This is a genomic window from Klebsiella electrica, assembly GCF_006711645.1.
Taxonomy (GTDB): Bacteria; Pseudomonadota; Gammaproteobacteria; order Enterobacterales; family Enterobacteriaceae; genus Klebsiella; species Klebsiella electrica.
The window spans coordinates 52615-64866 of the sequence record NZ_CP041247.1 but is presented as its reverse complement, the minus strand read 5'-3'; the positions used below and the strand labels follow the sequence as shown (position 1 = coordinate 64866).

At 59.5% G+C, this 12252-nt stretch carries 13 protein-coding genes and 1 pseudogene; 7 read left to right on the top strand and 7 right to left on the bottom strand.

Annotation, left to right across the window (positions count from 1 at the left end):
* Positions 1-68 precede the first annotated feature (68 nt).
* The 3 genes from Electrica_RS00310 (at position 69) to Electrica_RS00300 (ending at position 2641) form a co-directional block, all read left to right on the top strand.
* Positions 69-1076, top strand: coding sequence for a zinc-binding alcohol dehydrogenase family protein (locus Electrica_RS00310; protein ID WP_141962997.1), 1008 nt, complete (start codon positions 69-71; stop codon positions 1074-1076).
* 1 nt (position 1077) lies between these two features.
* Positions 1078-1377 carry a putative quinol monooxygenase gene (locus Electrica_RS00305; protein WP_131049304.1) on the top strand — a complete coding sequence of 100 codons (300 nt, stop codon included), beginning with the start codon at positions 1078-1080 and terminating at the stop codon, positions 1375-1377.
* Between the two features lie 214 nt (positions 1378-1591).
* On the top strand, positions 1592-2641 hold the full coding sequence (locus Electrica_RS00300) for an NAD(P)-dependent alcohol dehydrogenase (protein ID WP_141962995.1): 1050 nt from the start codon (positions 1592-1594) through the stop codon (positions 2639-2641).
* On the opposite strand, the gene Electrica_RS00295 is transcribed toward Electrica_RS00300, so the two are convergent.
* The 5 genes and pseudogenes from Electrica_RS00295 to Electrica_RS00275 form a co-directional block, all read right to left on the bottom strand.
* Entirely contained in the window at positions 2638-3591 is a 954-nt protein-coding gene (locus Electrica_RS00295) for a GlxA family transcriptional regulator (RefSeq protein ID WP_141962993.1), read from the bottom strand. The genes Electrica_RS00300 and Electrica_RS00295 overlap by 4 nt on opposite strands.
* A 25-nt stretch (positions 3592-3616) precedes the next feature.
* On the bottom strand, positions 3617-4396 hold the full coding sequence (locus Electrica_RS00290; protein ID WP_141962991.1) for an MBL fold metallo-hydrolase: 780 nt from the start codon (positions 4394-4396) through the stop codon (positions 3617-3619).
* Between the two features lie 192 nt (positions 4397-4588).
* Positions 4589-4905: pseudogene (locus Electrica_RS00285) on the bottom strand (DMT family transporter); the annotation flags it as partial.
* A 24-nt stretch (positions 4906-4929) separates the two neighbouring features.
* Positions 4930-5739, bottom strand: coding sequence for a lipoprotein NlpA (nlpA, locus tag Electrica_RS00280; protein WP_100686383.1), 810 nt, complete (start codon positions 5737-5739; stop codon positions 4930-4932).
* 161 nt (positions 5740-5900) lie between these two features.
* A complete protein-coding gene (locus Electrica_RS00275) occupies positions 5901-6806 on the bottom strand; it encodes an AraC family transcriptional regulator (RefSeq protein ID WP_141962989.1) in 906 nt (301 codons plus the stop codon).
* 117 nt (positions 6807-6923) lie between these two features.
* Between Electrica_RS00275 and Electrica_RS00270 the strand changes: the two genes are divergently transcribed.
* A complete protein-coding gene (locus tag Electrica_RS00270; RefSeq protein WP_141962987.1) occupies positions 6924-7460 on the top strand; it encodes a carboxymuconolactone decarboxylase family protein in 537 nt (178 codons plus the stop codon).
* A 17-nt stretch (positions 7461-7477) separates the two neighbouring features.
* Here Electrica_RS00270 and Electrica_RS00265 read toward each other — a convergent pair whose 3' ends face one another.
* Both Electrica_RS00265 and Electrica_RS00260 read right to left on the bottom strand, forming a co-directional pair.
* A complete protein-coding gene (locus Electrica_RS00265; RefSeq protein ID WP_141962985.1) occupies positions 7478-7948 on the bottom strand; it encodes a nuclear transport factor 2 family protein in 471 nt (156 codons plus the stop codon).
* 2 nt (positions 7949-7950) lie between these two features.
* Entirely contained in the window at positions 7951-8577 is a 627-nt protein-coding gene (locus Electrica_RS00260; protein WP_141962983.1) for a pyridoxamine 5'-phosphate oxidase family protein, read from the bottom strand.
* Positions 8578-8679: 102 nt separating this feature from the next.
* Here Electrica_RS00260 and Electrica_RS00255 point away from each other — a divergent pair, with 102 nt between their 5' ends.
* The 3 genes from Electrica_RS00255 (at position 8680) to murP (ending at position 12248) form a co-directional block, all read left to right on the top strand.
* On the top strand, positions 8680-9594 hold the full coding sequence (locus Electrica_RS00255) for a LysR family transcriptional regulator (protein ID WP_141962981.1): 915 nt from the start codon (positions 8680-8682) through the stop codon (positions 9592-9594).
* 293 nt (positions 9595-9887) lie between these two features.
* Positions 9888-10790: an N-acetylmuramic acid 6-phosphate etherase gene (gene murQ, locus Electrica_RS00250; protein WP_131049295.1), complete on the top strand. Its 903-nt coding sequence runs from the start codon at positions 9888-9890 to the stop codon at positions 10788-10790.
* A 24-nt stretch (positions 10791-10814) separates the two neighbouring features.
* Positions 10815-12248, top strand: coding sequence for a PTS N-acetylmuramic acid transporter subunit IIBC (gene murP / locus Electrica_RS00245; RefSeq protein ID WP_141962979.1), 1434 nt, complete (start codon positions 10815-10817; stop codon positions 12246-12248).
* Positions 12249-12252 lie beyond the last annotated feature (4 nt).

Genomic DNA, 12252 nt, shown 5'->3' with positions numbered 1-12252 from the left:
TTCCCTCTCCGCCAGGGGTCTACCATTAACGGATTCCCACAGAAACCCCATTTAAAACCGGAGAGTGTATGAAAGCGATCGCCATTACCCGCGCCGTAACTGAAGGCAGTAACATCCCATTTTTAAGCGACATTGAGCTCCCGCTTCCGGTTGCTGCCGGGCATGACCTGCTCATTGAAGTGAAAGCGATTTCCGTTAACCCGGTGGATACCAAAGTCCGCGCCGGATTTACCGGCGATACTCCGCGCGTGCTGGGCTGGGATGCGGTTGGCATCGTAAAATCGGTCGGCGAGGCGGTGACGCTGTTCGCGCCGGGCGATGAAGTCTGGTATGCCGGTGCGTTGGAACGCGCGGGAAGTAATAGCGAGTTTCAGCTCGTCGACGAACGGATCGTCGCCTTAAAGCCGCGCTCACTGGATAACGCCTCTGCCGCCGCCCTGCCGCTGACCGCCATCACCGCATGGGAATTATTGTTCGACCGTCTTGGCGTGCAGGAAGGCGGCAATGCCGGGGACACGCTGCTGATTGTCGGCGCGGCGGGCGGCGTCGGTTCCATTCTCACGCAGCTGGCGCGCAAACTGACGCGCATGACGGTCATCGGCACCGCTTCGCGCCCGGAAAGCCAGAAATGGGTGCTTGATGCCGGGGCGCACCACGTTATCGATCACAGCAAGCCGCTCAGTGAAGAACTGGCGCGGATTGGGGTCAACGCCGTGACGCACGTCGCCAGCCTCAACAAGACTGAGCAACATTACGCGCAGCTGATTGCCGCCCTCGCCCCACAGGGTAAGCTGGCGTTGATTGACGACCCGGAATCCCTCGATGCCCGCCCGCTGAAAGCCAAAAGCATTTCGCTGCACTGGGAGTTTATGTTCACCCGTTCGATGTTTGAAACGCCGGATATGCTGGCCCAGCATCAGCTGCTGACCCGGGTGGCGGCGCTGATTGACGATAAGACCATCAAAACCACCCTCGGCGAGCATTACGGTCCAATCAACGCCAGCAACCTGCAGAGAGCGCACGCCCGACTGGAAACCGGACGCGCGGTCGGCAAAATCGTGCTGGAAGGGTTTTAAGATGACGAGCGACACGGTATCTGTCATTGCGGTTCTGAAAGCCAAACCGGGGAAAACGGCCGGGCTCAAGCAGGCGCTGAAAGCGCTGTTACTGCCGACCCGTCAGGAAGCGGGTAATCTGGATTATGCCCTGTTTCAACTGCGCGATGCGCCGGACACCTTCTACATGCGCGAGTCGTGGCGCGACCCATCCGCGCTGGAGGCGCACATCGCCCAGCCGCACTTTCAGGCTTTTATCGCGCAAATGGATAGCCTGCTGGCGGAGCCGCTGCGCCTGGATTATCTGACGCCGGTTGAATAATCGCCTCAACGTTTGCGGGTTCCCTGCCGGGCGGGGAATCCGCCTCTTCTTGCCGCGTTCTTTTTTATCCCGTCTCTTTTTCCCTTTACGGTTTAACACTCTGAGCTAATCGCCTCACGCCCCGCGCTGACCAGGCTACGCTTACCGTTGCCGCCAAAAAGCAGGTCATCCCCTCCGAATCATCCAGCACGTTCATTCAGAAAGAGGTTTCGCTATGCAGATCAATGCTATTGGTACGTACTCCGCCACCCAACCGCTGAAATCGATGGCTATCTCCCGCCGCGACCCGGGGCCCCACGATGTGCAGATTGCCATCGATTACTGCGGCGTCTGCCACTCCGACCTTCATCAGGCGCGATCCGAATGGGCCGGTACGCTCTATCCTTGCGTACCGGGACATGAAATCGTCGGCCAGGTGACCGCCATCGGCAATCAGGTCTCGGGATTCAACGTGGGCGACCTGGTCGGCGTCGGCTGTATGGTCGACAGCTGTAAACAGTGTGCAGAGTGCGAGGCAGGACTGGAAAACTACTGCGACCATATGATTCTCACCTACAACGGCCCCACGGCCGATGCGCCCGGACACACCCTCGGCGGCTATTCGCAGCAGATTGTGGTACACGAGCGCTACGTGCTGCACGTGCGCCATCCGAAGGAACAACTCGCCGCCGTGGCACCACTGCTCTGCGCCGGGATCACCACCTACTCTCCGCTGCGCCACTGGAACGTCGGGCCGGGGAAAAAAGTCGCTATCGTCGGTATTGGCGGGTTGGGGCATATGGGGATTAAGTTGGCCCACGCCATGGGCGCCCACGTGGTGGCCTTTACCACATCAGAATCGAAGCGGGAAGCGGCAAAAGCACTGGGCGCGGATGAGGTGGTGGTCTCGCGCAACGAGGACGAAATGGCCGCCCACGTGAAAAGTTTCGATTTCATCCTTAACACCGTGGCGGCGCCGCACAACCTCGATGCCTTCACCACGTTACTTAAACGCGATGGCACTCTGACCCTAGTCGGCGCGCCGGCCAGTCCGCATCCTTCGCCGGAAGTGTTTAATCTGATATTCCGCCGCCGTGCGATTGCCGGTTCGATGATTGGCGGGATCCCGGAAACTCAGGAAATGCTCGATTTCTGCGCCGAGCACGGCATTGTCGCTGATATTGAGCTGATTCGCGGCGATCAGATCAACGAAGCCTGGGAGCGCATGGTCAAAGGCGATGTCAAATATCGCTTCGTGATCGACAGCGCAACGCTCGCCGGCTAAGTCCCGCGGCGAAAGGTGCGCCGCCACTCCGCCGGGCTGACGCCAAAGCGGGATTTAAACTGCTGGCGCCAGGTCACGGCGGAGCGGAAACCAACGCTCTCCGCCACCTGCTCGACGGGCATATTCCCCGCTTCGAGCAGGAGCTGACTGCGCCGCAGACGTTCCATGGTCAGCCAGTCGGCAATGCTCATGCCGGTAGCCCTGGCGAAGTGACGCGTCAACGTACGGCGGCTCATCGCCACCACCTGCGCCAGCGAATCAAGGTTGTGCAGCTCGGCGATATGCTGCTGGAGATACTCCAGCAGTCCGTTAATCCGCGCGTCGCGGGTATTTTTCGGCACCGGTTGGGCGATAAACTGTGCCTGGCCCCCTTCGCGATGGGGCGGCACGATCATGCGTCGGGCAATCTGATTCGCCGCCAGGCTGCCAAAACGCTGGCGGATGATATACAGGCAGCAGTCCAGCGCCGCCGCCGTGCCCGCCGAAGTAATGATCCGCTGGTCATCGACGTACAGCGCATTGATATCCAGCTGCACCTGGGGGAACAACTGCTGAAACGCCTGCTCAAACTCCCAGTGGGTCGCCGCCCGTTTGCCATCCAGCAGCCCGGCATAACCCAGCACAAAAGCACCGAGGCACAGCCCGACTATTTCAGCGCCGTTCTCCCTTGCCCGCACCAGGCTATCCAGCAGCGACTGCGGCGGGCGCTGATGCACCGCGCCCCAGTAAGGCACTACCACGATATCGGCCTGCTCAAGGGCGGTGAAATCCGCGCTGGCGTTGAGCGCAAAGCCGTCGCGCGCGGTCAACAATCCCGGCCTTTCGGCGCAAATCTGCAGGTTAAAGCGTTTCGTTTCCGAGACGCTATCGCCAAACAACATACAGGGAACCGAGTAGTGGAAAGGGCTGAACCCGTCCACGGCGACAATCGCGACATCGGTGAGTTTCATGGTGCCCTCCGTTCCCTACAACCGGTTAAAAGAAAAGACTTTCGCCATCCTGCGGGATGCTGACCACATCGGCAATCTGATTATCCGCCACGTATTCGCGCAGCTCCTCGCGGCTCAGCAGGCAGTGGTTAACCGCTTCGAGATGGATAGCCACAATGTGCGCCTCCGGCAGCGTGAAATGCGCTTTCAGCACATCTTCTTTACCCATAATAATCGGGCCAAAACCGATCACATGCGCGTAGCCGGCGTTCAGCACCACCACATCGGGATGCAGCCGCAGCATATCGGCCTCAATTTCAGGGCGCCAGAGGGTGTCGCCCACCAGCCACAGCGTTTTCTCCTGCGGATGGCGGAACACCACCCCGCAGGCTTCGCCCAGGCGCTCCGCCATGGCCGGTACGGCATAGGTGCGGTCGCTGCCATGCTGTCCGGAAGTGGTCTTCTGTAAGCGGACGCCGGCAAACTCGCTTTCTGCCGACAGCAGGCGGATATCCTGAAATCCCTGTCCGCGCAGCAGCCGGGCATCGCCGTCATGCTGGACAAAAACCGGCAGCGTTTTCGGGATCGCGGCGATCGCCGCCTCGTCCCAATGATCATCATGCGTATGGGTGACGATCGCCGCATCGACATCAATAATCGTTTCAAGGGAAAAAGGCAGCCCGACCAGCGGGTTACGCAGCCCCGCGCGGGCGGTGCCCGGAAATCCCGGCCAGGCGCCGCGATCCGCCAGCATCGGGTCAATCAGGAACTTTTTCCCTGCATATTCAATAATCTGAGTTGAGTTACGGATATGGATCATGTGCATAATGTTCACTCCTCTTCGCGGTTATCTGGCGAACATCGTACGTCCCGCCAGCCTGGCGCAATATGGGCATTTGGGCAATGAACGATGAGATTGGGCCAACTTTCCGCGGTTGCCATCCGCCGCTGGCGATGGTCTCGTGGACGCTGGTTTTCTGAGGAGGTGGTGACGATGAAAAAGAGACTGACGCCGCTACGGCAGCTGTTCGCCGTACCACAGCGCGGCGGCAATGACCGTCAACAGCGGCTCCAGCACCATGATAATCGCGGCGCTCGCCACCGCCGTGCACTTCTGCCCCTTCATTTGCAGGCCGAAACGCAGACTGGTGGCGATAACAATTCGACGTGAAAGCCGCGACAAAACGGCAGCAGCAGCGCCGCAAAAAAGAAGCGCAGCCCAGGGAAGGCGAAAACCGGCATCCCCGCGATGGCTTCGCGAGAAAATATCCACCCGCATGCGGCGATAACCGTAGCGGCTACCAGCAGTAAATCCGCCTGACGCTGCCGGACCATATTCGCCTCTCCTTGTGTTGACGATTACCAGCCGGGAACCGCGCCACCGTTAAAGATAGTCTCTGCCGCTTTTGCCACTTCCGGCGACTGATAGGACTGCATAAATTCCTTCACGTTTTCCGCGTCTTTATTCTCTTCGCGGGTCACAATGATATTCACGTACGGCGAGTTTTTATCTTCAATAAAAATCCCGTCATGCACCGGCGAGAGCCCGGTTTGCTGCAGATAGGTGGTGCTGATAATCGCCACATCCACTTTCGGGTCGTCCAGCACGCGCGGCAGCTGCGCCCCTTCCAGCTCCATAATGTTCAGGTGACGCGGGTTGGCGGTAATATCGACCGCCGTAGGCAGCAGGCCAGTCCCCGCCTTGAGGGTAATCAGCTGTTCTTTTTGCAACAGCAGCAGCGCGCGGCCGAGGTTAGTGGGATCGTTCGGAATGGCGATTGTCGCCCCGTCTTGCAGATCGGCCACCGATTTTATTTTGCGCGAGTAGCCCGCCATCGGGAACACGAAGGTGTTGCCGACCGCCACCAGATGGTAGCCGTGCGCTTTATTATCCTGTTCGAGGAATGGCCGATGCTGGAAGACGTTAGCATCCAGATCGCCGGCGTTCGTCGCTTCATTAGGCAAAAGCGAACCGCTGAAGCCCACCAGCTCGACCTCCAGACCATATTTCTCTTTGGCGACCTTTTTAGCCACTTCCGCCACATCCTGTTCCGCGCCGTTGATAACGCCGACTTTAATGTGTTTCGCATCGCTGCTTTTCTGGTCGCAGCCCGCCAGCAGCAGGCCCGCCAGCACCACGGCGGCGGCTGTCCGTAAACGCAATTTCATCATTTTTACCCTGTCAGTCCATAGAAGCGGTTATTATTTTTCGTACGAAACTATAACGATTTTATGGCCAGGTTTTAAACTGCAAAAACGGCAACCGGAAATAAAATCATCTACCGGTATTGGGCTTCATGCGCCAGCAGCCAGGCTTTACGTAGGTATCCTCACCGGCGTCGCCACTCGCCGGGCGTGACGCCATACAGCTTTTTAAACGCCTTCGAGAACGAGGCCTGCGACTGGAACCCACAGCGCCCGGCAATCACATCAAGGTTGGTCTGCCGCTCCACGCGCAGCAGACGCGCAGCCATCGCCATGCGCAGCTGCGAAAGCCAGGCCTGCGGCGTGAGGTGATACGCGCGGGCAAAGTGCCGGGCGAAGGTGGCGCGCGATAGAAAAGCGCGGGCGGCCATACTCTCCAGCGTCCAGGGCTGCTCCGGCGTCTCCAGCACCGCGAAAACAGCGGGCATCAGCCGTTCATCGCTCATCAGTCGCAGCAGCCCTTCCGGCGGCGCTTCGCTGCCCAGCAGCGTGCGCAGCAGCAAAACCAGCAGCGTGTCGCCGAGACTGCGCACGATAGCGCCGCTGCCGGGCCGGGCCATCAGGCTTTCCCGTACCAGCACGTTAAGCAGCAGCTCCAGCTCCGGGCACGCCGCGCGCTCGTCGGTATGCAGATGAATCAAGTCCGCCGGTTCCGCAAATAACCAGCTGACGTGCGGGCCGAAGTAAAATTCGCCGCACAGCATCTCCAGCGCATCCTGGTCGGTACCGGTTCGGACCTCGGTCAGAGTGCCGTTAAAGCGGTGAGCGACGGGCAGGATCTGCCCCCACTCCACCAGACTTTCCATCAGATGCGGCGAGCCGTGCGGGAGCAAGATGACATCTCCCGTCCGCATCTGCCGGGTTTGCTTGCCGACCGTCAGCCGCCCCTCGCCGCGTAACACAAAATGCCAGGGCACCACGCCGCTGCGCATCTGTTCATGACCAGCCTGCCAGCGACCGCCAAACCGGCAGTGGAGATTAACTTCGCAGCGCGGCGCCAGCAGCGCCAACAGATGACTGAGACTGTCCATGCCACTCCTGAGACGATAAGACAAAAAAATGAGACGAAGAGCCCCAGTCTAGCACGCCACATCCTCCTAAGATGTCGCCATTGCCACATCACACCCTCACCGAAACAGGAGCACACCATGAGCCGTTTAGCTGATATTCGTGAACAAGACGTCACCGGTAAAGCCGCAGAAATTTTCGCCGCGATCAAAAAAGCGATGGGGAAAGTGCCCAATGCCTATCTGACCATTGGCAGTCATTCGCCGGCAGCATTGCAGCAGGCGCTGGCGCATAACGCGATGCTGAGTAAAAGCAGCCTGAATGCCAAAGAGCTGGAAGCGATTAACCTGGCCGTGAGCGAAGCCACCGGCTGCGATTACTGCCTGGCGGCGCATACATTAATGGCGAAAAAAGCGGGTTACAGCGGCGAGCAAATCCATGCCCTGCGTCGCGGCGAATATGCGGAAGATGCCCGTCTCGATGCGCTGGCGAAGTTTGTCCAGACCCTGGTGCGCACCCGCGGCACGCTCCCGGAAGCCGAGGTCAGCGCACTGCGTAACGCTGGCTTCAGCGACCAGCAGGTGATTGAGATGATCAGCGCGGTGAGCGCCATTCTGTTCACCAATATGGTGAACCGGGTGAATGATACGGTCGTCGACTTCCCGAAAGCCGATTAACCCGCCACGTCGCCTGTTTACAGCCCCAGCTTGCTCAGCCCCGGATGGTCATCGGGGCGGCGCCCCTGGGGCCAGTGGAACAGGCGATCCCGCTCGGCAATCGGCAGATCGTTAATGCAGGCGTAGCGGGTATGCATCAGGCCATGCTCATCAAACTCCCAGTTCTCATTGCCATATGAGCGAAACCAGTTGCCGCTGTCGTCACACCATTCATAGGCGAAACGCACCGCAATGCGGTTATCGTTCCACGCCCACAGCTCCTTAATCAGCCGGTAGTGCTGCTCTTTTTGCCATTTTCGCGTCAGGAAGGCGATGATTTCCGCGCGTCCATGAACAAACTCGCTGCGGTTGCGCCACCGGCTGTCGGCCGTATAGGCCAGCGCCACTTTTTGTGGGTCGCGGCTGTTCCAGCCATCTTCGGCGGCGCGAACTTTTTGCTGCGCGCTTTCTCGTGTAAACGGCGGCAGCGGCGGGCGAACGTCGGTCATGGTCATTCTCCTTTGAGGGTTAACTGTTGTTGTAGCCGCAGGTTTTCCTGCTCCAGCGCCTGGATACGCTGCTGCAGCGTCTGGCTATACTCCGCCACCTGGCGGGCGCTGTAGCGCGGCGTTATGTGCTGCGGGCAGTTCCAGTCAAACGCCTGGAGATGAAAGCGAAACAGGCGCTCCACCTGGACGTGGTCATTGTCCGGTGTGACCCGAGCCAGCAGCCCCGGATCATCGTCCTTCGCCAGCACCTCGACGGTGGCATAGATTTTCAGCCTGGCGCGGCGCGGGTAATCCATCAAAAACAGGCAGGCACGGTTGCTGCCGCGCAGGTTGCCGGTGGTGATGTACTGCCGGTTACCGCCAAAATCCGCCATCGCCAGCGTGGCGTCATCCAGCAGATGGAGAAATCCCGACGGCCCGCCGCGATGCTGGATATAGGGCCAGCCGGTTTGCGATAGCGTTGCCAGATAAAAACTGTCGCGGGTGACGATCATCTCCTCTTCGCTGGCGCCGAAACGTTCTCCCCTGCGCGGGCGATACGGCGACTGCCACAGCTTATCGCTCCCCATTTCATGTTGAACGTCCATCACATCAGGCGTGATGGCAATATCGAGAAAGTCCCCCGGCATAGCTCCTCCGAACGCGCGGTTACTGCGCTCATCATGGACTCTGCCGCCATAAATGATAATACTGCGATACTGACAATCATCTTTCCGGAAAACGGGATAATCATGGATCGCTTGAGCGCGATGGCGCTACTGGTAAAAGTGACTGAACTGGGCAGCATGTCGGCGGCGGCGCGGGCGCTGAATATGCCGTTGACCACCGTCAGCCGCCATATTGCCGAGCTGGAAAGCACGCTCGGCGTGCGCCTGCTGCTGCGCACCACCCGCAAGCTGACGCTGACCGATGCCGGTATCGATTATGTCGCCGCCGCGCGGCGCATTCTCGAAGAGGTGGACCAGGCCGAACGCCAGGCGGCGGGAGAATATCAGCAGCCGAAGGGCGAACTGACGATCGCGGCGCCGACGATGTTTGGCCGTCAGCATGTTTTACCGGTTGTGACCGCTTTTCTCGCACGTTACCCGCAAATTCGCGTCCGTTTACTGCTCAGCGATCGCAATGCCGACCTGGTCGACGAGCATATCGATCTCGCGGTGCGCATTGGTACGCTACCGGATAGCGCCATGGTTGCCACCCGTCTGGGCGAGATGCGTATCGTGACCTGCGCCCACCCGGCGCTGCTGGAGAAACACGGATCCCCGCAGTGCCCGCGTGAGCTGAGTACGCTGCCAGTCATTCGTATTGAATCACCGATGCCCTATCGCGGCTGGCGGTTTAAGGCGACGATGGCGGAAGACCGGCACGTGACGCTGCAACCGGTACTGTGTGTGACTACCCCGGAGAGCGCCGCCGACGCCGCGCGACTGGGGGCTGGCGTGGCGCGCCTGCTGCACTACCAGGCCATTGATGGCCTGACGAGCGGCGAGCTGACGCTGATACTGGAGGCGATGGAACCGGAACCTGCGCCGGTACATCTGCTGTATACCGCGCGCGGGCTGGCGCCTCTTAAGCTGCGGAAATTTCTCGATTTCGCTACTCCCATGCTGCGCCAGGCGCTGGCAGGCATCGCGGCAACCCGCTAGCTGGCGACGTCTTTCCGCCACCATCGGCAAAGGTGGTGGTGAAACGACGGTGAAAATGAGCCTCGCCATAGCCATCAGCTATCCGTTGGCCCTGTTTGTCAGCGAGTAAAAAAACCGTCCGACCCGTTAACAACGAATCAGTAATAAAATATTCCAGTTTTGTTACTGCTTCGCTTCCCGACCTGCCTGCAAATCTCTTCTTATCTGTTCAGCGTTAATCGTGATAACCTTCACATGATTGGAATAATTAATTCCTTAGAATCTGTCTCCACTGTGATTGATGAGGTTTTCGTATGAGTATCGACCTGAGCGCGCTGCTGACCGAGCGCCGCAATGCCAATAGCGCCAATATAGACACCCTGTCCACCGTCGAGATGCTGACGGTCATTAACCAGGAAGACCAGCAGGTGGCCCACGCGATCGCCCCCTACTTACCGCAAATCGCTCAGGTCGTGGATAAAGTGGCCGCGGCGTTACAAGCTGGCGGGCGCCTGATTTACATTGGCGCCGGCACCTCCGGCCGCCTGGGGATCCTCGATGCCAGCGAATGTCCGCCGACTTTCGGTACCCGCCCCGAGCAGGTGGTCGGGGTTATCGCCGGCGGCCATAAAGCCATTCTGAGCGCGGTGGAAAATGTGGAAGATAACAAAGCGCAGGGCGCTATGGATCTGCAAAATCTTAACTTCAGCAATCGCGATGTGCTGGTTGGCCTCGCCGCCAGCGGACGCACGCCGTACGTCATTGGCGCCATGGAGTATGCCCACAGCCAGAACGCCTTCGTCGCCATCGTCAGCTGTAACCCGCACGGTGAAATGGCCCGTCTGGCCGATGTAGCCATCACCCCGGTGGTGGGCCCGGAAGTGGTCACCGGTTCTACCCGCCTGAAGGCGGGAACCGCGCAAAAGCTGGTGCTGAACATGATCTCCACCGGCGCCATGATCCGCGTCGGTAAGGTGTACAGCAATCTGATGGTTGACGTTGAAGCGACCAACGCGAAGCTGATTGAGCGCCAGGTATCGATCGTGATGGAAGCCACCGACTGCGATCGCGCCCGCGCGCAGGCCGCGCTGGATGCCTGCGGTCGCCACTGTAAAACCGCCATTATCATGGTACTGGCGAATCTGAGCGCCGCAGAAGCAACATCCCTGCTGGCGAAAAATAACGGTTTTATCCGCAAAGCGCTGAGCAATACCTAAGCGCCGACAACCAGGTAGCGTGCCATGGCAAAAATAAATAAAGAGATGATAGCGCAGATCCTTACCCATGTTGGCGGGGCCGGAAACGTCGCCCTGGCGGGGAACTGCATGACCCGTCTGCGTTTAACCCTCCGTGATGAACAGCTCGCCGATAGCGCCGCCATCCGTCAGATTGAAGGGGTGATGGGGGTTATCGTCAGCGATGAGCAGTTTCAGGTGGTGCTCGGTCCCGGTAAAGCGCAAACCGCCGCGGAAATGATGAACGCACTGCTGGAAGAGGCGCCGGCCGACGCGCCGTCTCTGGCGCAGGTGGCGGCAGAGAAAAAACAGGCGCTGAAAAGCAAGCAAACCAGCGGCGTGCAGAAGTTTCTCGCCAGATTCGCCACTATTTTTACCCCGCTGATTCCCGGTTTTATCGCCGTCGGCCTGCTGCTCGGCTTCGCAACGCTGGCAGAACAGATGTTCGTGCTGGAGAATGCCCATCCCAACGTCTCGCTGGTGGCGCTGATCGGCTACATGAAAGTCTTCAGCAAGGGGATGTTCACCTTCCTGAGCATCCTGATTGGCTATAATGCGCAGAAGGCGTTTGGCGGCTCCGGAGTCAACGGCGCCATTATCGCGTCGCTGTTCGTCCTCGGCTACAACCCCGAAGCCACCAGCGGATTCTTCTCCGGGATCAGCACCTTCTTCGGTCACGGCATCGACCCGCGCGGCAACATTATCGGCGTACTGATTGCCTCGATTCTCGGCGCGTGGGTAGAAAAACAGGTCCGCCGCGTGATGCCAGCCAACCTCGATATGATTCTGACCTCGGCAGTCACTCTGCTGATTATGGGCGCGGTGACCTTTACGGTGATTATGCCCATCGGCGGCTGGCTGTTTACCGGGATGTCGTGGCTGTTCCTCCATCTCAACGGCAACCCGTTTGGCTCCGCGGTGCTCGCCGGTCTGTTCCTGCTGGCGGTAATGTTCGGCGTCCATCAGGGCTTCGTGCCGGTCTATTTTGCGCTGGTCGATGCGCAAGGATTTAACTCGCTGTTTCCGATTCTGGCGATGGCGGGAGCCGGGCAGGTCGGCGCCGCGCTGGCGCTGTACTGGCGGGCAAAGCACGGCTCGATGCTGCGGACCCAGATTAAAGGGGCGATTATTCCCGGCTTTCTCGGTATCGGCGAACCGCTGATTTACGGCGTCACTCTGCCGCGGATGAAGCCGTTTATCACCGCCTGTATCGGCGGTGCCTGCGGCGGCTTTTTCCTCGGTCTGGTCGCGTGGCTGGGCCTGCCGGTGGGGCTGAATACGGTCTTTGGCCCTTCCGGCCTCGTGGCGCTGCCGCTGATGACCTCTGCGAGCGGGATCTACGCCGGCATGGCGGTTTACGCCGCGGGCCTGGCCGTTTCCTATCTATGCGGTTTCGTCTTTACCTGGCTGTTCGGCAGTAAAAACGTCGATTTGAGCTAGCATC